The organism is Amycolatopsis mediterranei, assembly GCF_026017845.1.
Taxonomy (GTDB): domain Bacteria; phylum Actinomycetota; class Actinomycetes; order Mycobacteriales; family Pseudonocardiaceae; genus Amycolatopsis; species Amycolatopsis mediterranei.
This window is the reverse complement of the sequence record NZ_CP100416.1, coordinates 9147215-9170481: the sequence shown is the minus strand read 5'-3', so window position 1 is coordinate 9170481 and position 23267 is coordinate 9147215. Positions and strand designations below refer to the sequence as shown.

At 72.6% G+C, this 23267-nt stretch carries 18 protein-coding genes; 14 read left to right on the top strand and 4 right to left on the bottom strand.

What is annotated here, in order from left to right; genetic code table 11:
* Positions 1-22: 22 nt before the first annotated feature.
* The 3 genes from mshB to ISP_RS41445 are packed head-to-tail and all read left to right on the top strand — an operon-like array spanning position 23 to position 2023.
* Positions 23-865 carry an N-acetyl-1-D-myo-inositol-2-amino-2-deoxy-alpha-D-glucopyranoside deacetylase gene (mshB, locus tag ISP_RS41455; RefSeq protein ID WP_013229758.1) on the top strand — a complete coding sequence of 281 codons (843 nt, stop codon included), beginning with the start codon at positions 23-25 and terminating at the stop codon, positions 863-865.
* Positions 862-1254, top strand: a complete 393-nt coding sequence (locus ISP_RS41450; protein WP_013229757.1) for a hypothetical protein — start codon at positions 862-864, stop codon at positions 1252-1254. The genes mshB and ISP_RS41450 overlap by 4 nt, the downstream gene beginning before the upstream one ends.
* The gene (locus ISP_RS41445; protein ID WP_013229756.1) at positions 1247-2023 is read left to right on the top strand and encodes a hypothetical protein; all 777 of its coding nucleotides are present in this window, start codon (positions 1247-1249) and stop codon (positions 2021-2023) included. The genes ISP_RS41450 and ISP_RS41445 overlap by 8 nt, the downstream gene beginning before the upstream one ends.
* A gap of 88 nt (positions 2024-2111) precedes the next feature.
* On the opposite strand, the gene ISP_RS41440 is transcribed toward ISP_RS41445, so the two are convergent.
* Positions 2112-2873, bottom strand: a complete 762-nt coding sequence (locus ISP_RS41440) for a site-2 protease family protein (protein WP_013229755.1) — start codon at positions 2871-2873, stop codon at positions 2112-2114.
* 264 nt (positions 2874-3137) lie between these two features.
* Here ISP_RS41440 and ISP_RS41435 point away from each other — a divergent pair, with 264 nt between their 5' ends.
* A complete protein-coding gene (locus ISP_RS41435) occupies positions 3138-3425 on the top strand; it encodes a WhiB family transcriptional regulator (protein ID WP_161790928.1) in 288 nt (95 codons plus the stop codon).
* Between the two features lie 285 nt (positions 3426-3710).
* Complete coding sequence (locus ISP_RS41430) at positions 3711-6974, top strand: glycosyltransferase family 2 protein (RefSeq protein WP_013229754.1); 3264 nt, start codon at positions 3711-3713, stop codon at positions 6972-6974.
* A 67-nt stretch (positions 6975-7041) separates the two neighbouring features.
* Here ISP_RS41430 and ISP_RS41425 read toward each other — a convergent pair whose 3' ends face one another.
* A complete protein-coding gene (locus ISP_RS41425; protein WP_004559274.1) occupies positions 7042-7506 on the bottom strand; it encodes a metallopeptidase family protein in 465 nt (154 codons plus the stop codon).
* A 77-nt stretch (positions 7507-7583) separates the two neighbouring features.
* Here ISP_RS41425 and ISP_RS41420 point away from each other — a divergent pair, with 77 nt between their 5' ends.
* The 5 genes from ISP_RS41420 (at position 7584) to manA (ending at position 12041) form a co-directional block, all read left to right on the top strand.
* Positions 7584-7937, top strand: coding sequence for a DUF3499 domain-containing protein (locus ISP_RS41420; RefSeq protein ID WP_026468546.1), 354 nt, complete (start codon positions 7584-7586; stop codon positions 7935-7937).
* An 80-nt stretch (positions 7938-8017) separates the two neighbouring features.
* A complete protein-coding gene (locus ISP_RS41415; RefSeq protein ID WP_013229751.1) occupies positions 8018-9373 on the top strand; it encodes a phosphomannomutase/phosphoglucomutase in 1356 nt (451 codons plus the stop codon).
* Positions 9374-9454: 81 nt separating this feature from the next.
* Entirely contained in the window at positions 9455-9676 is a 222-nt protein-coding gene (locus ISP_RS41410; protein WP_013229750.1) for a Trm112 family protein, read from the top strand.
* The gene (locus ISP_RS41405) at positions 9660-10757 is read left to right on the top strand and encodes a hypothetical protein (protein WP_034283989.1); all 1098 of its coding nucleotides are present in this window, start codon (positions 9660-9662) and stop codon (positions 10755-10757) included. Before ISP_RS41410 ends, ISP_RS41405 begins: the two co-directional genes overlap by 17 nt.
* 54 nt (positions 10758-10811) lie before the next feature.
* Positions 10812-12041 carry a mannose-6-phosphate isomerase, class I gene (gene manA, locus ISP_RS41400; protein WP_013229748.1) on the top strand — a complete coding sequence of 410 codons (1230 nt, stop codon included), beginning with the start codon at positions 10812-10814 and terminating at the stop codon, positions 12039-12041.
* Between the two features lie 711 nt (positions 12042-12752).
* Here the strand turns inward: manA and ISP_RS41395 are convergent.
* Positions 12753-15680, bottom strand: coding sequence for an AfsR/SARP family transcriptional regulator (locus ISP_RS41395; RefSeq protein WP_013229747.1), 2928 nt, complete (start codon positions 15678-15680; stop codon positions 12753-12755).
* A 153-nt stretch (positions 15681-15833) separates the two neighbouring features.
* Between ISP_RS41395 and ISP_RS41390 the strand changes: the two genes are divergently transcribed.
* From ISP_RS41390 to ISP_RS41380, 3 genes are all read left to right on the top strand, one after another.
* Complete coding sequence (locus tag ISP_RS41390; RefSeq protein ID WP_013229746.1) at positions 15834-16751, top strand: cation diffusion facilitator family transporter; 918 nt, start codon at positions 15834-15836, stop codon at positions 16749-16751.
* A 97-nt stretch (positions 16752-16848) separates the two neighbouring features.
* Positions 16849-18375 carry an amino acid permease gene (locus ISP_RS41385; RefSeq protein WP_013229745.1) on the top strand — a complete coding sequence of 509 codons (1527 nt, stop codon included), beginning with the start codon at positions 16849-16851 and terminating at the stop codon, positions 18373-18375.
* A 269-nt stretch (positions 18376-18644) separates the two neighbouring features.
* On the top strand, positions 18645-19331 hold the full coding sequence (locus ISP_RS41380) for an LPXTG cell wall anchor domain-containing protein (protein ID WP_176742216.1): 687 nt from the start codon (positions 18645-18647) through the stop codon (positions 19329-19331).
* A gap of 50 nt (positions 19332-19381) precedes the next feature.
* On the opposite strand, the gene ISP_RS41375 is transcribed toward ISP_RS41380, so the two are convergent.
* Positions 19382-21652, bottom strand: a complete 2271-nt coding sequence (locus tag ISP_RS41375; protein ID WP_013229743.1) for a membrane protein — start codon at positions 21650-21652, stop codon at positions 19382-19384.
* Positions 21653-21746: 94 nt separating this feature from the next.
* Between ISP_RS41375 and ahcY the strand changes: the two genes are divergently transcribed.
* Complete coding sequence (ahcY, locus tag ISP_RS41370; RefSeq protein ID WP_013229742.1) at positions 21747-23219, top strand: adenosylhomocysteinase; 1473 nt, start codon at positions 21747-21749, stop codon at positions 23217-23219.
* Positions 23220-23267: the final 48 nt, after the last annotated feature.

The following is a 23267-nucleotide window of genomic DNA, read 5'->3' as shown; positions in this document are numbered from 1 at the left end:
GCACGGGAATTACGCTCAACCCGTGATCTCCCCGGTATCGCGAAGGCTGCTGTTCGTCCACGCCCATCCCGACGACGAAAGCATCACCACCGGCGCCTCGATCGCACGATACGCCGCCGAAGGCGCCGAGGTGACCGTGGTGACCTGCACGCTGGGTGAGGAGGGTGAGGTCATGGCCGGCCTGCCCGAGCTGGCCGGGCTGCGCGCCCAGGCGGCTGACCAGCTGGGCGGCTACCGCGTGGCCGAGTTGAAGGCCGCCTGCGCCGCGCTGGGGGTGGCGCGGCACCGGTTCCTGGGCGGGATCGGCCGGTGGCGCGATTCGGGCATGGCGGGCATGCCGTCGGCGGCGCACCCGCGGGCGTTCACCGGAGGCAGCGCCGAGGAGCAGGCCGCGCAGCTGGCGGCGGTCTTCGACGAGGTCCGGCCCCAGGTCGTCGTCACCTACGACGCCTTCGGCGGGTACGGCCACCCCGACCACATCCGCGCCCACGAGATCACGATGGCGGCGGCGGTCCGGGCCGGCTCGGTGGCGCGGGTGTTCCACACGGTGACGGCGAAGAGCGCGGTGCGTGCCGGGCTGGCCGCGCTGCGTGCGGGCGAGCCCCGCTACCGCGTCCCGGACGACGACGAGCTGCCCTCGACGCCCGACGAGGAGATCACCACGGTGCTCGACGTCGCCGCGTACGTCCCGGCGAAGCTGGCGGCCCTGCGCGCGCACGCGACGCAGCTGGCGGTGGCCGACGGCGACGTCCCGTACTTCGCGCTGACGAACGAGATCGCCCAGCCGATCCCCGCGAACGACTGCTTCGTGCTGGCCCATGGCCCGGCCGAGGGCGCGGCGGACGACCTGTTCGGCGGGCTGTGACCGTGGACGAGCGGCTGACGCTCGAGCAGGGGCTGCTGCTCGCCCTGCTCGCCGTCGACACCGTGCTGCTCGCGCTGCTGGAGCTGTTCTTCCTGCCGCTGCGGATCGGGGTGGTCCCGGTGCCGGTGACGGTGCTCGTGGGCGCCGTCACCACGCCCTGGCTGGTGTGGACCACGGCGAAGCTGGTGCGCCCCGGGCTTTCCTGGGTACCCCTCGCGCTGTGGGTGCTCGTCGTGTTCGGCGTCGGCCTGCTGGGCCCGGGCGGTGACCTGGTGCTGATCCAGGACTGGCGGGCGTTGCTGCTGCTCGGCGCCAGTGCGCTGCCGGGCGCGATGGTGCTCGGCGGCGCGCCGCGCCGGGCGGTGGGAAGGGGAGCGGGACGTGGGTGAGTCGATCTCCGACCGGCAGGTCGTGGCGGTGCTGCGGCCGTTCGTGCGGGCGTGCGGGCCGATGCTGGACGCCTTGCGCGAGTCCGACCCGTTCGGCCTGCAGGCGCGTGCCTCGGAGGACCTGGCCGAGGTCGAGTCGGGGTTGAAGGCGAAGCTGATCCACGGGGTCACGTCGGTGAAGGTGCCGGGCACCGCGGCGTGGGCGCGGATGACGGGGTACGACCGGTCGAGCTGGTGGATGAACCGCGTCGGCCGGTTCACCGCGCTGCTGACGTCGATCCCCGGGCTGGGTGGCGCGCTGGCCGACCGCCTGCCGGTGCAGGACACCCTGGGCGCGGCGTCACAGGGGCTGCTGCTGTGCGCGATCGCGGGCGAGTACGGGGTGACCGACGTCGGCACGCGGGTCCGGCTCATCGCGTGGGTGCTCTTCGAGCGCGAGATCGACCCGGACCTCGCGGCGGGCAAGCACGCGGAGCACGACGAAGCCGCGGAGGCGGACGAAGCGGCGAAGCTGACCGAGGAACTGAGGGCGTCGGAGAAGAAGCACGGCAAGGCGACAGTCAAGGCGGCCGGCCGCACGCTGTGGCGGCTCGGCCGCGGCCTGCTCGGCATCACGGGCGAACTGGAGAAGCGCCCGCGCGGCAACCTGTTCCACCGGGCGCTCGGCATGCTCCCGATCGTCGGTGCCGCGGGGGACTACCTCGGCGAGCGGTCGGGGCTGCGGGTCGTGTGGAAGCGCGCGCACGTCTGGCTGACCGAGCACCGCTGATCCGCCCGCGGACGGTTGCTGCAGCAGGCGATCGGCAAGTTGCCGGACGCCGCGCCTGATCATTCCCGCGCGGCGCCCGCCGCAAACCTCAGTTCCAGAACTGGAAGACGCCGAAGCCGATCTTCGCGCCGTCCACGTACCCGCCGAACGCGTCGAAGATGGCGTAGGCGCTGTCCCACAGGGCGTTGTTCGCCGGGCGGAAGAACCACAGGATCGCGAACAGGATGATCGGCGCCCACGGGCGGACGCGCGCGCCGAGTTCGCGCGCCTGCGCGGGCAGGTACGGCTCGATCGCGCCCCAGCCGTCGAGGCCCGGGATCGGGAGGATGTTGAGGATGAACGTCACGACCTGCAGCAGCGCCAGGTAGGACATCGCGATCACGAGCCCGCCCGCCATCGGGACCAGCGCGACCACCAGGGCCAGCGCCGCCCCGACCGCGAGGTTGCTCAGCGGCCCGGCCAGCGACACCCACGACGACGTCCCGCGCGAGCGCAGCGCCCCGCGGTTGATCCAGACCGCGCCGCCCGGCAGCGGGATGCCGCCGATGATGAGGAAGATCAGCGGCAGGATGATCGACAGGACGGGATCGGTGTACTTGCGCACGTCCAGCGTCAGGTAACCCTTGTGGGCGACGCTGTAGTCACCGCCGCGGTAGGCGACCATCGCGTGCCCGAACTCGTGCAGCGACAGCGACGCCACCCAGCCGGCGGCGACGAAGATCACCACGCCCGCGATGAGCAGCGGATCGCGATCGCGGACGAAAACGGTGTTGATGTCACCGAACGCGGCCATGGCGCCACCGGCGACGGTGAGCGCGAGGATGCCGAGGAAGACCGGGCTGGGGCGCACTGCTGACTTCTGCACGTGCTCCAGTCTTCCGTATGCCCGGTGTGAAGTTACCGGCGTGTCCCCTTGCGCGATCGGGCCGGAACGTCCCCCGAACTCGCTACTCCGCTTGACCTGACCGCACTACACGGGTGTAATCACAGTGATGTCATTCGCCGCCGAGAGGGGACGGCGAGTGTCGTTTCACCACCGCCAGCCTGGGGAGTGCTAGGGAGCGAGGAGGCGGACGTGCGGTTGGAAGCCGATGGGAAGGAATGGGGGCACGTCATGAGTTGGGGCGAGATCCCGGAGCAGGCTCTGGGAGATCTCACCGAGCTCATCGATGCCACCGAAGAAGAGCAGGATTGGCAGGAACGCGCCCTGTGCGCACAGACGGACCCGGAGGCGTTCTTCCCGGAGAAGGGCGGTTCCACCCGCGAAGCCAAGCGGATCTGCCTGGGCTGCGAGGTCAAGGACGAGTGCCTTGAGTACGCACTCGCCCACGACGAGCGCTTCGGCATCTGGGGCGGTCTGTCCGAGCGGGAGCGCCGGAAGCTCAAGAAACGAGCTGTCTAGGGAGAGGTGTGTTCGCGGAACGCGCGAACCATGATCGCTCGTTTCAGTGTCTTCTGGGGGTGCAACCCCCAGAACCCGCCCGGGGGCAAGCCCCCGGACCCCCGCGCCGGGTCGGCTTCGCGTGAAGGCTCGGCTTGGTACTGCGGAATTCGCGGCGAATCACCGGTGATGCCCGGCGTCACCGGTGATTCCGCTGTGCGGGGCGCTCGGCGTGGGTTCACCACCGGGTGACGAGTCGGGGCCGTAGGGTGGCCGCACCGACTGCCGCCTGATCAGGAGCGTTCGTTGCCCCGCACCGCCGCGCCGCCCGTCCCGCGCACCGCGCCCGTTCTGGCCATTGTGGTCTGTCACGACGGCGAAAACTGGCTGCCGCTGGCGCTTTCCGCGTTGCGCCGCAGCACCGTCCGGCCGCGGCACGTCCTCGCCGTGGACACCGGCTCCACCGACTCGACCCCGCGGCTGCTCGCCGAAGCCGCGGAGGATCCGGGGCTGGATTCTTCTCCCGTGCTCTCCGGGGTCATCACGCTGTCGAGTGATACCGGCTTCGCGGCCGCGGTCGCCGCAGCCGTTGGGCACGCCACCGAACGCTGGGGCGACCCCGGTTCCTGGCTGTGGCTGCTGCACGACGACTGCGCGCCCGAACCCGATTGCCTCGAGCAGCTCCTGCAGGTCGCCACGAAGGAACCGTCGGCCACCGTGCTCGGTTCGCTCGGTCTCGACTGGACCGAGCCCCGGCTGATCGTCGAAGCCGGCCTGTCCACCGACGCCTCCGGGCACCGCCAGCAGGTCGCCACGACCGGCGAGGACCCGGTGGCGGTGCTCGCCGTGCCCAGCGCCGGTTCGCTCGTGCGCCGCGACGCCTGGGACGCCCTCGGCGGCTTCGACCCCGGTTTCCCGTTGCTGCGCGAGGATCTCGACTTCGGCTGGCGCGCGAACGCGGCCGGCGGCGTGGTCCTGTCCGTGCCGCTCGCGCGGGTGCGGCACGCCCGCGCCGTGACCACCGGCCGGCGCCCGGCGGCCGCGCTCCCCGGCTCGCCGGCCGCCGCGAACCGCGCCCACGGCCTGCGCGTGTTCCTGGTGAACTGCTCGCCGTTTTCCTTCTGGCTCGGCATGATCCGGCTCCCGGTGCTCGCGGTGCTGCGCGCGCTGGCCTTCGTCCTGCTGCGCCGCACCGGGGAAGCGCGGACCGAGCTCGCCGCCGCCGGGTACCTCCTCAGTGGACGCGGCGGATTGCGCGCCGCACGCGCCCACCGGCGGCGGAATCCGCGGCCGGGCACCGTCCGCGGGCTCTTCACCGGACGTGGGACGCGGTTGCGCAACGCCGTCCGCGCCGGCGTCGTCGGTCTGGTGCGCCGCGGCGTCGAGAACGACGTCGCGCTCGGCCGCGTGCCCGAGACCGTCGAAACCGAGTCGGCGTGGGTGACGCCGGAAGCGCTCGACGCCCGCGAGAACCGTCCGGTCGGTCCCGACGCGCTCCCCGCGGGCGCGCTGCGCGGCGTCAGCGCACGCGGCTCCGGGTTGCGTCGCCCGGGCACGCTCGTCGCCGTCGCGCTGCCGGAAACCCCGGCGCCGGTCGCCGAAGACACCCCCGAAGCCGAAGAGCCGGAACCCGAACTCGTCTTCGTCGAGGTGAACCGCCGCCGGGTGCTGGCGGCCACGATCTTCGCGCCGCCCGTGGTCCTGCTCGTCGTGCTGACCGCGCTCGGCCTGTTCGTCAACCGCGCCCGGCTCGGTCTCGACCTCTTCGGTGGCAAGCTGCTCCCGGTCGCCGGGCTGGGGGAACTCTGGACGTCGTACCTGACGCCGTGGCACGCGATCGCGGGTGGCACCGGCGCGCCCGCGTCGGCCACCCTCCCGGTGCTCGGCGCGCTCGGCGCGGTGTTCGCGCCGATCGGCGGCCCGGCCGCGCTGGTCGCCGTGCTGCTCCTCGGCGACATCCCGCTGGCGGCGCTGAGCGCGTACGCGGCGACGCGGCGGCTTCGCATCCGCCGCTGGGTCCGTGCGGTCGTCGCGGCGACCTACGCGCTCTTGCCCGCCGCGACCGCGGGCGTGGCGCAGGGCCGGCTCGACGTCGTCGTGGTGCACCTGGTGCTGCCGCTGGTGGCCGCGGGCATCGCCGGGCTGCTCGTGCACGCGGACACGCGCTGGCTGCACGTGTCCGCGTTGTCGGCGTTCGGGGTGGCGCTGCTCGGCGCGTTCTCGCCGCTGGCGCACGGGCTCGCGCTCGCCGGGCTGCTGATCGGGTTCGTCGTGCTGCCCGCGCCGACCGGGCTGGCCCGGCGGATCGCGTCGGTGGGGATCGTGGTGCTGCTGCCGCTGGCGCTGCTGCTGCCGTGGCCGACCGTGCTGCTGAGGCACCCGGAACTCCTCGTGCAGGGGCTCGGCGGTGCGGCTTCGGTGGTTTCCGGCACCGATCTGGCCGGGCTCGACCCCGGCGGGCCGGGCGCCTGGCCGATCGGCGTCGTGGTGATCGCCGCGGCGCTGGTGGCGGTGGTCGTCCGGCCGACGAAGCTCGCCGCCGGCGGACTCGCGCTCGCGGCGCTGGGCGCGGGCGGGCTGGTGCTGGTGCGGCTGGTCACGGCGGTCCCGTTGCAGGGTGGCGCGCCGTCACACGGCTACGCGGGCGTGCCGCTGCTGATCGTCGGCGCCGGGCTGCTGTGGGTGGTGCTCGGGTCGTGGCAGCGCGGCGGCACGAGCGGCGTCCCGGCGACCTGGCTACCGAAGGTGATGGCGGTGGCCGGAGTGGCGGTCTTCCTGGCGCTGGCCACCGGCGCGGCGCTCGTCGGCTCGCAGGGCCCGCTGCGGGCCGGCGAGCGGCCGTCGCTCGCCCCGGAGGTCGAGGCCGAGCTGACGGCGTCCGGCCGGTCGGTGCTCGACCTGGCCCCGGACGCGACCCGCCAGATCGGCGGCCGCCTCCCGCACTACGGCGACGACGAGCTGGCCCCGACGCCCGGCACACCGGCCCGCTTGGCGGCTTGGCGGCGCGACCTGGGCCAAGGCGACGCGGCGGCGGTCCGGCGCTCCTTCGCGGCGGCTGCGGCCGCGGGCGTCCAGTTCGTGGTGCTCCCGCCCGGCGTGGACCCGCAGGCGTACCCACCGCTGGCGAAGGACCTGCTCTCGGTGGCCGCCCCGACGTCCGACGGCCGCGGGGTGCTGCGCCTGCTCCCACCGGCGGGCCAGGTGATCTTGATCTCGCCGGAGCAGGCGAAGGCGGCGGTCACGGGCGGCGTCGCGCCGGGCAGCGCACCGGGTGTCGCACCGGTCCACGCGGACTTGCCGGACGTGCGGGTCAGGGTGTCCGACGGCCCGACCGGACGGCTGCTGGTGCTGGCGGCGGAGCAGGAAGCGGGCTGGAAGGCGGCGGTGGCCGGCAAACCGGTGCCGATCGTGCCGGCGTGGGGCCACCAGGTGGCGGTGTCGGTGCCACCGGCGTCCGCGGAGGTGACTGTGGAGTACCCGGGCACGGAGCGGAACCTGCTGCTGCTGGCCCAGCTGGCAGCGGTGTTGTTCACGCTCCTGACGGCGGTCCCGACCCGCCGCCGCCCCTGAAACGCAGTGATGACTCATTCCTGTCATCCGACGACAGGAATGAGTCATTCACTGCGTTCGGGGCCGCTCACTCGCCTTCGATGACGTCCGGCTCCACGCCCAAGTACCCGGCCACCTGCTCCACCAGCACGTCGTGGACCAGCTCCGCCAGCTCCGACGGGTCCTTCGCCCGCGCCTCCAGCGGCCGCCGGTACAGCACGATCCGGGCCCGCGTCGGCAGCCCCGTCCGGTCCACCCCCGCCGGGACCAGGCGCGACAACGGCACCGCGCCGTCGTGCAGCACCCCGTCCGCCGGCGAATGGCCGTTCTCACGGACCTCCGGCACATCGTCGACTGCCACGTCGAGCTTCGTCAGCTCGTGGCGCCAGCGGGCTTCGATCGGCTCCAGTGCGTCGAGCACCAGTGCGTCGAAGCGTTCCGCACGGCTCGCGGCGGCGGGCAGGGTCGCCGGATACAGCGTCCCGCGCAGGCCCCGGCCGTGCCGGTCCCGTCGCGAGCGCCGCCGCTGTCGGTAATCACGAGCCGTCGCCACGTCCGGAAGTCTATGCGACCGCGGTTCAGCGCGTGTCGCGCTGGAGACCTTGCGGCGACGCGCTATCGTTTCGTTTCGTGCGGAGCGTACGGAAGTGTTCGCGTACTGGCTGTCTCGAGCCAGCTGTGGCCACGCTGACGTATGCGTACAGCGACTCCACCGCCGTCGTCGGCCCGCTGGCCACCGCCTCCGAGCCGCACTCCTACGACCTCTGCGAAGCCCACGCGCTGCGGCTGACCGTCCCCAAGGGCTGGGAAGTCGTCCGCCACGAAGGGGCCTTCGCCGCGCCGGACCCGTCGGCCGACGAACTGACCGCGCTGGCCGAGGCCGTGCGCGAGGCCGGCCGCCCCGGCAAACCGGCTCCCGCACCCGAGCCGGAGGGGCCTTCCGGGCGCCGCGGCCACCTGCGGGTCCTCCCCGGCCGCGCCTGAACGCGTAACCCTCTCACCCCGCCGGTAGGCTTTCCGCGCGGCGCAGCGGGCGCCGGGACGACTATTCGCGGGGAGACGGCGTGCCAGACCTTTCGGGCATCGTGAAGGCCTACGACATTCGCGGCGTGGTCGGCGAGCAGCTCGACGCGGACCTCGTCCGCGACTTCGGCGCCGCGTTCGCCCTGCTCATCAAGCCGGAGGCGCCGTCGGTGGTGATCGGCCACGACATGCGCGACTCCTCACCGGCGCTGGCGGCCGCGTTCGCCGAGGGCGTCACCTCGCAGGGCCTCGACGTGGTCAGCATCGGGCTGGCCAGCACCGACCAGCTGTACTTCGCCTCGGGTTCGCTGAACATGCCGGGCGCGATGTTCACCGCCAGCCACAACCCGGCCAAGTACAACGGCATCAAGCTGTGCCGCGCCGGTGCTTCGCCGGTCGGCCAGGACACCGGGCTGGCCGAGATCCGCGACACCGTCGAGCAGGGCGTGCCCGGCTTCGAGGGCCAGCGCGGCTCGATCACCGAGCAGGACGTCCTCGCCGGCTACGCCGCCTACCTGCGCAACCTCGTCGACCTGTCCGGCAGCCGGCCGCTGAAGATCGTGGTCGACGCCGGCAACGGCATGGGCGGGCACACCGTCCCGACCGTGTTCGACGGGCTCCCGATCGACATCGTGCCGATGTACTTCGAGCTCGACGGCACCTTCCCGAACCACGAGGCCAACCCGCTCGACCCGGCGAACATCGTCGACCTGCAGGCGAAGGTGCGCGAGGTCGGCGCGGACGCCGGGGTCGCCTTCGACGGCGACGCCGACCGCTGCTTCATCGTCGACGAGCGCGGCGAGCCGGTTTCGCCGAGCGCGATCACCGCGCTGGTCGCCGTCCGCGAGCTGGCCAAGGACCCGGGCGGCACGATCATCCACAACCTGATCACGTCCAAGGGCGTCCCGGAGATCGTCGCCGAGCACGGCGGCAAGCCGGTCCGCACCCGCGTCGGGCACTCGTTCATCAAGGCCGAGATGGCCCGCACCGGCGCCATCTTCGGCGGCGAGCACTCCGCGCACTACTACTTCCGCGACTTCTGGCGCGCCGACACCGGCATGCTGGCGGCGCTGCACGTCCTCGCCGCCCTCGGCGAGCAGACCGGCCCGCTCTCCGAGCTGACCAGCGCGTATTCGCGCTACGCGGCTTCGGGGGAGATCAACTCCACGGTCGACGACCAGGTCGCCAAGATGATGGCCGTCAAGGACACCTTCGGCACCCGCTCCGGCGTCGAGATCGACGAGCTGGACGGCCTGACCGTGCAGCTGCCGGGCGGCGCCTGGTTCAACCTGCGCCCGTCGAACACCGAGCCGCTGCTCCGCCTGAACGTCGAGGCCGCGAACGCCGAGGCCGTGCAGAGCCTGGTGGACGACGTGCTCGCCATCATCCGCAACTGACCCGCCCGAAAAGGGCGCCTCGGGGCCGAACTGTGTCCTGAAGTGCTCTTCACCACAGTCCCCGCGTGGTATGGAGGAACCATGGCCATCACGCTCGACGCCCAGCTCCTCGAGATCTTGGCGTGCCCGTCGCCCGATCACGCCCCGCTCCGGCCGGGCGCGCCGGACGACCCCGAGGCCGACGCCCTGACCTGCACGGAGTGCGGTCGGGTGTACCCGGTCCGTGACGGCATCCCGGTGCTGCTCCTCGACGAGGCGACCGTGCCGGGTGACAACGGAAGCACCGATGCCGACAGTGCTTGACGACACGCTGCTCGACGACCCTGCGCGGCTGGCCGAGGCCGACAGCGCGGGGTTGCTCCGGGCCGCCGCGATGGCCGGCGCCCAAGTGCGGGCGACCGCCGAGCTCGCCGCGGAGCTGGAGCTGTCCGAGCGGCTCGACCTGGGTCGGCCGCGCGCGGTCGTGCTGATCGACCGGCCCGGGGTGAGCCGCACCCTCACGCGGCTGCTGGCCGCCCTGCTGGCGCCGTCGTGCCCGGTCCCGGTGGTCGTGGCCGAGGTGGTGCCGAGCTGGATCGGTGCGCTCGACGTCGTGTTCGCGCACACCGACGACCCCGGTGACCGCGAGCTCGCCGCGTCGCTGGAGCGGGCCGCGCGCTACGGGGCTTCGGTGGTGCTTTCGGGACCGTCGGAAGGGCCGGTGGCGGCCGCCGTGGCGGGCAAGGGCCTGCTGCTGGCGCCGCGGATCCCGGTGCCGCCGGAGCTCGCCTTCCCGCGCGGCCTGGCCGCCGGGCTGCTCACCGCGAACGCGCTGGGCCTGCTGATCTCCGACGTCCAGGTGCTCGCCGACCAGCTGGACCTCGAAGCCGAGAAGGACTACCTGGCCCGGGAGTCGTTCGCGAACCCGGCCAAGGCGCTGGCGCTGCGGGTCGCCGACCGCGTGCCGCTGCTGTGGGGGCTGGACCCGGTCGCGGTCGCCGTGGGCGAACACGCTGCGCACGCGTTCGCCGCCCACGCGGCTACGGTGTGCGACGTCGAGGACTATCGTCAGGCCCTGGCGCGCCCCGCATTGCGGCGGGCGGCGCAATCAGGTGGCGCGGAGCGTGACATCTTCGCTGATCCGGACGATCCCTCTGGTGACAACATCCCCACCCGGGTGCTGCTGCTCTCGGTGCGGACCGGTCCGGCCACGGACGCGGCGCGCTACCAGGCCGAGGATCTGCTGCCGGGTGCGGACGTCATCGCGCCGGCCGAGGAGATCGAGGCCGACGAAATCGTGCGGGCCGCGGTGCTGGCACTGCGGTTCGAACTGGCGGCGGTCTATCTCGGGCTGGCCGCGGGCAGCATCGGCGGCGCGGGCCGCTTCGCTCCCGCGACGGCGTGAGACCCGCCCAGCGCCGGCCCCGGCCGGTGCCGGAGGAGTGGAGTTGAGGTGACAGTGGAGCTGCTGCGCAACGCGGTGCGGCCCTACGCCTGGGGATCGCGGACGGCGATCCCCGAGCTGCTGGGCCGTCCGGTACCCGCGCCGCACCCCGAGGCCGAGCTGTGGATGGGTGCCCACCCGGGTGACCCGTCGCACGTCATCGGCCCCGACGGGACCGAGCGGAGCCTGCTCGGGCTGGTGGACGCCGACCCGGTGGCCCAGCTCGGCGAGCGCTGCGCGAAGCGGTGGGGCGGGCGGCTCCCGTTCCTGTTGAAGATCCTCGCGGCGGAGGAGCCGCTGTCGATGCAGGCGCACCCGTCGGCGGCCCAGGCCGCGGAGGGGCACGCCCGCGAGGAGCGGCTGGGCATCCCGCGCGACGCGGCGAACCGCAACTACCCGGACCCGACGGCGAAGCCGGAGCTGGTCTGCGCGCTGACGGAGTTCCACGCGCTGGCCGGGTTCCGTGCTCCCGACCGCACGATGAAGCTGCTGAAGGCGATCGAGACGCCGGGGCTGGCCAACTACACCGGGCTGCTGGAGGCCCAGCCGGACCCGTCCGGGCTGCGGGCGTTGTTCACGACGTGGATCACGCTGCCGCAGTCGTCGCTGGACCGGCTGCTGCCGGAGGTCCTGGACGCGTGCGTCCGGCACGTCCAGGAGCACGGCGAGTTCGCGGTGGAGTGCCGGACGATCCTGGAGCTCGGCGAGGCGCACCCGCGCGACGCGGGCGTGCTGGCGGCGTTGCTGCTGAATCGCCTGACGCTGCGCGCGGGCGAGGCGATCTACCTGCCGGCCGGCAACCTGCACCTGTACCTGCACGGCACGGCCGTGGAGATCCTGGCGAACTCGGACAACATCCTGCGGTGCGGGTTGACGCCGAAGCACGTGGACGTCCCGGAGCTGCTGCGCGTAGTGGACTTCGCGTGCGGCGAGATGCCGGTCCAGTGCGGTGATTCCGGCGGGCGCATGGCGGTGTACCGCACGGACGCGCCCGAGTTCGAGCTGTCCCGCGTGGAGTGGGCGGCGGGCCAGGACGACGAGATCGCGGTCGACAGCGTGGGCCCCCAAATCCTGCTGTGCACGGCGGGCGACCTGCTGGTGACGGCGGACGACGGCGAGAAGGTCGAGCTGCGCCGCGGCCAGTCGGTGTGGCTGCCGGCGGCGGACCCGCCGGTTCGCGTGCGGGCGCTGGGCGGGGAGCGGGCGCAGCTGTTCCGCGCCACAGCAGGCACCTGCGAGGACTGACCCCGCCGGACTCCGGTCGGCTCACGTGCCCAGCAGGTCGGCCCACGTACCTGGTGGGTCGGCCGCATACCCCAAAGGTCGGGGTGCATGTCTGGTAGGTCGGCCCGGAAACCGGCGCCCGGGTACCTGAGCTGGTGGGTCCAGGCGCGTGAACCCACCGCCGGGGTCGCGCGGGCCGACCGTCTGGGTGCGCGAACCGACCGCCGGGGCACGCAGGCCGACTGTTCAGGTGCGTAGGCCGACTGTCTGGGTGCGGGGTGGCCGGGGTTTCTGTGTGCGTTCCGTGTGGCGGCGTCCGCCACGATCGACACCAAGGGGTGACCCTGGTGCGCTGGTGCGCGCCGCCGGGTTCGCTGGGGGTGTCGCCGGTCGGATTCGCCCGGCGTCGGTGGGCGTGAGGTGGTGCCGCGAGGGGGCGGCACCACCTCGATGCCAACCCGGCCGGCCGAGGCGAGGCGGGTGGTGCGGTGAGGGGCAGCGCCATCCCGTCTTGCCCGGCAGGCCGGCTCGGCGAGGGGGGCCCTGGCAGGTCCGGCCCGAGAGGGCGGCGCCAAGCCAGGCCAGCGAGGGGTACCCGGCAGGCCAGCTCGGTGGGGGCAGTGCCCCTGGCAGGCCGGGTGGGCGCCGGGGGCCAAGCCAGGCCCGCGGAGGGGTACCCGGCAGGCCAGCTAGGTGAGGCCAGTGCCCCGGCCAAGCCAGGCGGGCGCGCCATCAGGCGGGCTCGGTGAGGGCGAGCAACGCCCGGCGAAGCGCGGCCGCGCTGGCGTCGCGCGGGTCGAGCAGCTCCGCGGCCTCGGCCTCCGCCGACTCCGCTGCTGCCCCCTCTCCCGTGGCTTCATACGCGCGCTTCAACACCAGCCACGTCAGGCCGGTTGCCGCTCTGCTGCCCATCTCGCGGCACTCGTCCAAGCACGCCCGCAGCACCGGGATCGCCTGGGCCGCCCGGCCCTCGCCGATCCATCCCGCCGCCAGTGCCCGGGTGCACGACAGCTCTCGTGGCCGCTCGTGCAGCTCCCTCGCCAGCTCGCGTGCCTCGCCGAACGCCGCCGTCGCTTCGTCGCGGGCGCCCGTTGCCGCGGAGATTGCGCCCCGGGTGCGCAACGATTTCGCCAGCGCCGAACGCGCCATCGTGCCGCGCAGCAGGTCCACCGACTCCGTGATCGCCGCCACCGCGCCCGCGTCGTCGCCCGTCAGCAGCGATGACCACGCGAACCCGTGCAACGCCTCGCCGATCACCCGGGCGTCGCCGGTTGAGCGGGCCGCTACCAGCGCTGTCCGGTCGACCTCCCGGGCGTCGTCGATGCGGCCGAGCCGCAGCAAGGCCGCCGACTCCGCCGCCCGGACCCAGCCGAGCTCGGCAGGCGAACCGTCCACAGTGAACAGTTCGCGGGCGTGGGCCGCCGTCTGCAGGGCCTCCTCCGCGCGGCCGAGGCCGATCAGGCAGTGCGCCAGGTTCGCCGAAACCCACGCGTGGGTGCGGCGGTCGCCGTGCGCCTCCAGCTCCTTGGCGCACGCGCGGTAGCGGACCGCGGCCTCCTCGTACTCGCCGCGCGCATGCCGCAACAGCGTCAGCGTGGCCTCGGCGACCGTCGCCAGCGGTGGGCCCGTGTCCAAGACCGCCTCGTACGCCGCGCGCATGTCGGCGTACTGCCCGTGCAGGTACAGGTAGACGCCGAGCCGGTCGAGCAGCAGCAGGGCGTCCCGCGCGCCGAGCGTGCCGATGAGCGACAGGAGGTTCGCGCGCTCGGCGGCGAACCAGTCGTCCGGACGCGCCAGCAGCCGCTCCACCAGCTCATCCGGCAACGGCTGCGGGGGCGGCTCGTGGGCCGGGGACGGCATCGGCACCGTGCGCGGCAACCGGGCCGCCGCCGCGTCGGCGAGGGCGAGCGTGGCCGCCAGCACCGTCCGGAGGCCTTCGCTGGGCGCCGGATCGCCGAGCTCCGCCGCGTACAGCCGGACGAGGTCGTGCATGCGGTAGCGGCCTTCGCCCGTCCCGTCCGCTCCGCGCGCCTCCAGCAGGCTCGCCTCGACGAGCTCCTCGACGGCGTCGTCCGGGTCGTCCACCAGGGTGGCGACCGCCCAGGCCGGCAGGTCGGCGAGGCGGCACCGGCCGAGCAACCGGAACGCGCGCCGCGCGGGTGGCCGCAGGCCCTCGTAGCTCAGCGCGATGCTGCTCCGGACGGCGAGGTCGCTCACCGTCAGCTCATCGAGCCGCCGGACCTCGTCCTCCAGCCGGCCCGCCAGCTCACCGAGCCGCAGGTGCGGGCGGATGGCCAGCCTGCTGCCCGCGATCCGCAGCGCCAGCGGCAGCCGCGCGCACGCGGTGATGATCCGCTCGGCGTCGGCGCGCTCCCGCGCCACCCGCGCGCCCGCGAGCCGGTGCAGCAGTTCGGCGGCGTCGGCGCCGGACAGGGGACCGACGGCGAGCCGGTGCGCGCCGGCGAGCCCGCTGAGCCGTCGGCGGCTCGTCACCAGCACCGCGCAGCCCGGCGTGCCCGGCAGCAGCGTGCGGACGTGCTCGGGGTCGACGGCGTCGTCGAGCACCACCAGCACCCGCCGGTCGGTGAGCCGGCCGCGGAACACCGCCGCGCGCGCCCGCACGTCGTCCGGCACGGCCGGGCCCGGGACACCCAGCGCCCGCAGCAGGTCGGCGAGCACCTCCCCGATTTCGCGGCCCGCCAGCGGCACGTACAGCTGGCCGTCCGGGAACCGCGCGCGCAGCCGGTGCGCGGCGCGCACGGCGAGAGTGCTCTTGCCCGCGCCCGGCTCGCCGCTGAGCACCGCGACCGGGACGCCGCTGCCCGCCCCGAGCACGCCGGTCAGCTCCGCCAGCTCGGCCTCGCGGCCGGTGAAGTCCCCGATGTCCGGCGGGAGCTGGCAGACCGGCCACACCGGCGGCGGCAGCCGCGGCACCGGGTCTTCGCCGCGCAGGACGGCCGCGTGCACCCGCCGGGCCTCCGCGCCGGGTTCGACGCCGAGCTCCTCGATCAGCGTGGTCCGCAACCGCCGGTAGACCTCCAGCGCGCTGCCCTGCTGCCCGGCCCGGTGCAGCGCGGTCATCAGCTGCGCGGCCGGCCGTTCGCGCAACGGGTGTTCGGTGATCACGGCCTGCAGCTCGCCGGCCAGCTCGCCGTGCCGCCCGGCCGCCAGCTCCGCGTCGACGCAGTCCTCGAACACGGCGAGGCGTTCGGACTCCAGCCGGGCGATGTCGGCGTCGAGCCGCGGCACGTGCAGCCCGGCCAGTACCGGCCCCCGCCACAGCGCGAGCGCCCGCCGGTAGTGCCCCGCGGCGGCCACCGGATCCGCTGTCCGCCGTCCTTCGGCGACGGCGGACCGGAAGACGAGCAGGTCGAGCTCTTCCGGTTCGACGTGCAGCCGGTAGCCGGGCGGCCCGTGCTCGACCCGCAGGCCCTCGATCCGGTCGCGCAGCCGCGAGAGGTAGGTGTGCAGGTTGGACGTGGCCGACTTGGGCGGCCCGTCCGGCCACAACGCCTCGACCAGCACGTCGACGGGGACGTGCTGGCCGGCGTTGAGCAGCAGCACGGCCAGCAGCGTGCGCTGCCGCTCACCGCGCAGGACCGCCCACCGGCCCGGCGGGCTCTCGACGGCGAGCGGACCGAGCACGGCGAAGTGCGCCATGTCACCTTCCCGGGTGTGGTCGGCAGGGAAACCCACGGTAGCGAAGGGGTACGACAAAACCGGCGGCCGCGGTTCACCCGGTCGGGACGGCCGGCGACGCGCGTTCCCATTAGGCTCCACCCGGACATTCAGGACTTCACCAGGGGAGCGGTCGTGTCAGCTGGAGGCGGAACCAAGGCGATCCTGGCGGCACTCGGGGCGAACGCCGGGATCGCGGCGGCGAAGTTCGCCGGCTTCCTGGTCACCGGGTCGTCGTCGATGCTGGCCGAGTCCGTGCACTCGCTGGCCGACACCACCAACCAGGGCCTGCTGCTGCTCGGCCAGAAGACGTCGAAGCGGGAAGCCGACCAGGAGCACCCCTTCGGCTACGGCCGCGACCGGTACTTCTACTCCTTCATCGTCGCGCTGATGCTCTTCACGCTCGGCTCCGCTTTCGCGATCTACGAGGGCATCCACAAGATCGGCCACCCGGAGCCGCTCGAATCGCCGATCGTCGCGGTGATCATCCTGCTCGTCGCGGTCGCCCTGGAGGGCTACAGCTTCTACACCGCCATCGGCGAGTCGAAGAAGATCAAGGGCAACGCGACCTGGTGGGGCTTCATCCGCCAGGCCAAGGAGCCCGAGCTGCCCGTGGTGCTGCTCGAGGACGCCGGCGCGCTGCTCGGTCTCGTCTTCGCCCTGCTGGGCGTCGGGCTGTCGGTCGTCACGGACAACCCGGTCTGGGACGGTGTCGGCACCCTCGCGATCGGCGCGCTGCTCGGCGTCATCGCGGTCATCCTCATCATCGAGATGAAGAGCCTGCTCATCGGCGAAGGCGCCACCGAAGGTGTTCTCGCGACGATCGTCGACGAGCTCGCCGCGGGCAAGGTCGAGCGCGTCATCCACATCCGCACCCAGTACCTGGGCCCGGACGAGCTGCTCGTCGCGGCGAAGCTGGCGATGGTGCCGGGGCTCGACACCGCCGAGCTGGCCGCGGCCATCGACGACGCCGAGGCCCGGGTGCGCGCCAAGGTGCCGGTGGCCAAGCTGATCTACCTCGAACCGGACCTCGACCGCAGTTACACGCGTTAGCCGAAGATCGGCTGCGGTCTTTCGGTGAGCCGTCACGGACCTGACCCGATAGGGTGACCTACTGCGATACATGCAGGCCAGCCGCAGGAGGTCAACGGTGCCCGGAACGGGATTGTGGCGCACGAAATCGATCGAACAGTCCATTGCGGACACCGACGAGCCGGACACCAGGCTCCGGCGGAACCTGAGCGCGTGGGACCTCACGGTCTTCGGCGTCGCCGTCGTCATCGGTGCCGGCATCTTCACGCTGACCGCGCGCACCGCGGGTGACTACGCCGGGCCGTCGGTATCGCTGGCCTTCGTGTTCGCCGCGATCGCCTGCGCGCTGGCGGCGCTGTGCTACGCGGAGTTCGCCTCCACCGTGCCGGTCGCGGGCAGCGCGTACACGTTCTCCTACGCCACCTTCGGCGAGTTCATGGCGTGGATCATCGGCTGGGACCTGATCCTCGAGCTCGCCGTCGGGGCGGCGGCGGTGTCCAAGGGCTGGTCGGTGTACCTCGAGACGGTGCTCGGCTACCTCTTCGGCAAGGGCACCAAGACGACCTTCGACATCGGCAGCGTGACCGTCGACTGGGGCGCTCTGCTCGTCGTGGCGATCCTGACGACGCTGCTGGCCCTCGGCACCAAGCTGTCGTCGCGGGTGTCCATGGTGATCACCGGGATCAAGGTCGCCGTGGTGCTGTTCGTGATCATCCTCGGGTTCTTCTACATCAAGGGCGCCAACTACACGCCGTACATCCCGCCGGGCGAGACGGGCGGAGCCGGCCAGACCGGCGTCGACCAGTCGCTGTTCTCCCTGATCGCGGGCGGCGCCAGCAGCTCGTTCGGCGTCTTCGGCCTGCTGGCCGGCGCTTCGCTGGTGTTCTTCGCGTTCATCGGCTTCGACATCGTGGCGACCACCGCCGAGGAGACGAAGAACCCGCAGAAGGCCGTGCCGCGGGGCATCATGGGCTCGCTGGCCATCGTCACCGTGCTCTACGTCGCGGTGTCGCTGGTGGTCGTCGGCATGACCTCCTACAAGGACCTCGCGACCAAGGCGGGCGACGGCAGCCACAAGACCCTCGCCACGGCGTTCTCCGCGAACGGCGTCGACTGGGCGGCCAACATCATCTCCTTCGGCGCGCTGGCCGGCCTGACCACCGTCGTCATGGTGCTGATGCTGGGCCAGGTCCGGATCATCTTCGCGATGTCGCGCGACGGCCTGATGCCGCGCGGCCTGGCGAAGACCGGCGAGCACGGCACGCCGAAGCGCGCGACGCTGATCGTCGGCGGCCTGGTCGCGCTCGCGGCCGGCTTCTTCCCGGCGGACAAGCTCGAAGAGATGGTCAACGTCGGCACGCTCTTCGCGTTCGTGCTCGTGTCGGCGGGCGTGCTGATCCTGCGCCGGACGCGGCCCGATCTGCCCCGCGCGTTCAAGGTGCCGCTGGTGCCGCTCATCCCGATTCTGGCCATCCTCGCCTGCCTGTGGCTGATGCTGAACCTGACCGTGCTGACCTGGTTGCGGTTCGTCGCCTGGATGCTCCTGGGCGTGGTGCTCTACTTCGGGTACAGCCGCCGGCATTCGCTGCTCGGCAAGCGGCAGGCCGAAGGGGTCGACGAACCCGTGAAGTCGCCCGAAAGCTGACTTGCACGATAAAAGCCCCGCCCGCCTGGACGCCCAGGTCGGCGGGGCTTTTTGCGTTTGGTTGCTTAATGCGAGGTTACGACTTGATCAAGACGATCTTGCGATTTGTACCCAAAGGGGGACCCCCTGTAAGCGGCTGGGTGACGTGCGATACCTTTCGATCCTTCGTGTGCCACTGACGGGTGAATTACAGCCGCGTGATTCCCACGTTCAGTGGTGCCGCGTCCCCCGATTTTGCCGTTCATCCCCCGTTCGGTACTGGAGAACTCATGCGTAGTCGTTCCTTCCGCGGCGCCGTGGCGGTCATGGCGCTCACCACCGCAGCCCTGATCGGGACCGCCGGTTCCGCTCTGGCCTGCTACAGCGACGACAACCGTCCCCACCCGACGCCGGGCAAGCCGACGCCCTGTGCCGACGGCCAGGTCCTCGACCAGAAGGACGTCGTCTCCGAGCTGACGAAGAACAACACCCGGCTGAACATCACGTCGGTCAACGAGGGTGTCACGGTCACCCGCATCGTCGTCGTCGGCGGCGACGACGGCTTCAACGACTACGCGCCGGGCAAGAAGCTCGACAAGAACGCGCCGTGGAACGACCTGCGCGCGCCGTTCAACTTCAACGGCAGCCAGCCGAAGATCGACAAGTGGTTCCTGTGCGGCTCGAAGACCACCAAGCCGACCGCGCCCGCCACGACGCCGGCCACCAAGACGTCGACGCCGCCCACCACGACGACCACGAAGCCGAGCACCCCGGCGACCTCGGCGACCTCCGTCTCGCCGACCAGCAGCACGACCGCTGCGGCCGTCGTCCCGGCGGGCAACGAGTCGGGCACCGGTGGCGGCCTGGCCAACACCGGTTTCGACAACAGCTGGCTGATCTGGGTCGGCGCCCTGCTGCTGGCCGCCGGTGGCGGCCTGCTCGCGCTGCTGAAGTTCCGCCGCAAGGCTTCCGAGTGAAGCTGAGCTAGTCCCCGGTGAAGGCCCCTCGCTCCGCGCGCGAGGGGCCTTCACCGTTTCGGGGGGCAGTCCCCGAACAGCGAACCTTGCTCGCCCCAAGACGGCTTGCCGAGGCCCGCCGCCATCGCGACGGCGTGGTCCCATTCGGCGTCGACCACGTAGTCCTGGTGCTTGAGCAGCCCCGGCGCCCAGCGGTGCCGCCCGGTCGGGCCGCGCAGCGGGTCCGGCAGCCAGTGGTCGCCGCCGAGGATCAGGACGCCGTTGGCGTCGGCCGCCGCCGACACCGGGCCGCAGCCGCCGTCCGGGAGGAACCCGACGCCGTGCAGCCGCCGGTCGGCGACCGAGTGCCGCCAGGTCGTCACGCCGCCGCCGAAGATGTCGGTGCCGCGGCACAGCGCCCGCCAGCGGCCGTCCAGGTCGGCGAAAAGCCGTTCCAGCGCTTCCTGCGGCAGCAGCGCCGGGAAAGCGCGCTGGTAGCCCCACTGCAGCGGGGACCCGGCGGTCAGCACGCCGACGCGCTCGAGGTCCGCCTCCGGCAGTTCGCCCGCCAGCCGGGCGGCGGCCATGATCGTCAGCAGGCTGCCGAGGTTGTAGCCGGAGAGCACCACGCGTGTGCCGGGCTCGGCGAGGTGTTCGCGCGCCCGCGCGGCCAGTTCCGGGACGACCTTCAGCGCGTAGCAGGGCGGAACCGTCGGGTGCGCGGCCCGCGGCCAGAAGCAGACCAGGTCGGCCAGCGCCCCGAGGTGGCGACTGCGCTGCGGGGTGCGCGCGGCCGTGTAGACCACGCGCAGCAGGCCCGCGGCCAGCGCGCCGAGCGCGACCACGCCGATCGCGGACAGCGGCCCGAACCAGCGGGGGACCAGCCCGAACCCGAACCGCAGCACCAGCAGGGCCGCGCCGCCGGCGGACATCGCGCTCGCGACCGCCAGCGCCAGGTGGTGCAGGTGCCGCCGTTCCCACGCCGAGCGCGCCCAGGCCGCCGCGGCTTGGGCCTCCTGCCGTTCGTCGTGCTCCATCAGCTCGACGATCGCGGGGATGCCCCGCCGCAGCCGTCGCAGCGGGACGGCGACCGCGAAACCCAGCACGCCGAGCACCGCGGCCAGGGCCAGTCCCGCGCCCCACAGGACGGTGACCAGCAAGTACGTGTCGGGCACTTTGAGGTGCTCCGCACCGGAAAGACGTCGGAGCGCTTCGGCGAGCCCGGCACCGAAGCCGCCGCCGAGCAGCCCGGCCAGCGCGAGCACCGGCGCGGCCGCCCAGCCGCCCATCCACGGCCGCAGCCGCTGTGGCTTGTGCTTCCAGCCGGGCCGGGCCAGCAGCGCCGCCGGGGCGAGGAAGAGGGCGAACAGCACCGTGACGGCGACCAGGGCCGCGCCGAGGCCTTCGACGACGCCGTTCGTGCCGGGCAGCGGGCCGGCGCCCGGCCCGTGCGAAACCACGAGCCGCACCGCGGCCACGACGACGAGCAGGGTCGCTAAGGCGAGCACACCGGGCCGGGCGAACCGGCCGGTGTCGACGCCGATCGCGGCGGCGACGACGGTGGCGAGCACCACCGCCAGCGTGATGATCCAGGCAACGAGGTCGGCACTGTTGCCGGGAACGCGGAACGGGCCGCCGAGCAGCAGCAGCGCGACCGAGGCCAGCGCCGCGACGGTGTGCAGGCAGCGCAGGGCCGGCGTCTCCGGGTCGGCGCGCATCCGCAGCGGGCCGCCGGTGAGGTCGCCGTCGGCGTGCACTGCCCAGGTCGCGCTGGAAATCCGGTGCAGGACGAAGATCACGGCGAGCAGCGGCAGCACGCCGACGGCGATCCGGGCGCCCGCTGTGCGCGGCACGTCGGGGACCACCGGCAGGCAGCCCGAGCCGGGCGCGAGGCACTGCGCGGCGAAGAGGTCGAGCGCGATCGCCGCGAGCTGGCCCATCAGCAGCATCGTCAGCAGCAGGGCGCCCACGCGCAGCAGCCCGCGGCACACGGCGCCCAGGAGGCGCGCGAGGCGGCGGCCCGGCGGGATCGGCGGCAGCATCCAGAAACAGACGTTGGCCAGGGAGAACGGGAACAGCAGCGCCCAGGTGGCCTTCGCGGCGCCGCCCGAGGTCATGCCGTGCCAGAGGTAGCCTTCGAGCGTCCGGGGGATCGACCGGCCCAGCGCCGGCAGCACCGGGCCGGGCGCCGGGCGGCGCAGCCGGTCCGCCGGGCGGATCACGCGGCCCAGGCCGTCACCGGCGACGTCGACGGTCGAAACCGCGTCGAGCAGCGTTTCCCCGCTGGTGCCCACGAGCCCGGCGACGCGGATTTCCACGACGCGGGTGTCCGGGCCGGGCATGGGCACGGTAAGGGCCTCCTAACACACTTGTAGGGACAGTCGAGCGGACAACGGTAGTGTTCTGGTGTCGTCGAGTCTTGGAGGAATCGCCACTATGACCCCCGAAAGCGTTGCCAAGCGGCACGAGAACCGCAACGGCATCGAGTTCGCCGTCGCCGACCTCGAGGCCGCCGAGTTCGGCCGCAAGGAGATCCGCCTCGCCGAGCACGAGATGCCGGGACTGATGGCGCTGCGGCGCGAATACGCGGAGGTCTACCCGCTGCGCGGGGCACGCGTCTCGGGCTCGCTGCACATGACCGTGCAGACCGCGGTGCTGATCGAAACGCTGGTGGCGCTGGGCGCCGAAGTGCGCTGGGCGTCCTGCAACATCTTCTCGACGCAGGACCACGCGGCCGCGGCGATCGTCGTCGGCCCGCACGGCACGCCCGAGGAGCCCAAGGGCGTCCCGGTCTTCGCGTGGAAGGGCGAGTCGCTCGAGGAGTACTGGTGGTGCACCGAGCGGATGCTCACCTGGGACGGCGAGGGTCCCAACATGATCCTCGACGACGGTGGTGACGCCACCATGCTGGTGCACAAGGGCACCGAGTACGAAAAGTCGGGCGTCGTGCCGACCCCGGACGAGAACACCTCGGACGAGTTCCGCGTGTTCCTGGAGCTGCTGCGTGCTTCGGTCGCTTCGGACACCGGCAAGTGGACGAAGATCGGTGAAGGCATCCGCGGTGTCACCGAGGAGACCACGACCGGCGTCCTGCGGCTCTACCAGCTGGCGGCGGCAGGCGAGCTGCTGTTCCCGGCGATCAACGTCAACGACGCGGTGACGAAGTCGAAGTTCGACAACCGCTACGGCATCCGCCACTCCCTGATCGACGGCATCAACCGCGGCACCGACGTGCTGATCGGCGGCAAGGTCGCGGTGGTCTGCGGCTACGGCGACGTCGGCAAGGGCGCCGCGGAGTCCCTGCGCGGCCAGGGCGCGCGGGTGATCGTCACCGAGATCGACCCGATCTGCGCGCTGCAGGCGGCGATGGACGGCTACGCGGTCCGCAAGCTCGAGAGCGTGCTGCCCGAGGCCGACATCATCATCACGACGACCGGCAACAAGGACGTCGTGCTGGTGGAGCACATGGCGAAGATGAAGCACCAGGCGATCCTGGGCAACATCGGCCACTTCGACAACGAGCTCGACATGGCGGGCCTGGCGCGCTACCCGGGTATCCGGAAGATCAACATCAAGCCGCAGGTCGACGAGTGGATCTTCCCGAACGGCAACACGATCATCGTGCTGTCCGAGGGCAGGCTGCTGAACCTGGGCAACGCGACCGGCCACCCGTCGTTCGTGATGTCGAACAGCTTCTCGAACCAGGTGATCGCGCAGATCGAGCTGTTCACCAAGCACGAGGAGTACGACAAGGAGGTCTTCCGCCTCCCGAAGAAGCTCGACGAGAAGGTGGCTCGGATTCACCTGGACGCCCTGGGTGGCGAGCTGACCAAGCTCACCAAGGAGCAGGCCGAGTACATCGACGTGGACGTCGAGGGCCCGTTCAAGCCGGAGCACTACCGGTACTGAGGTAACCGGGTTTTCGCAGGTCAGGGCCGCCCCGAAAGTGTTCGGGGC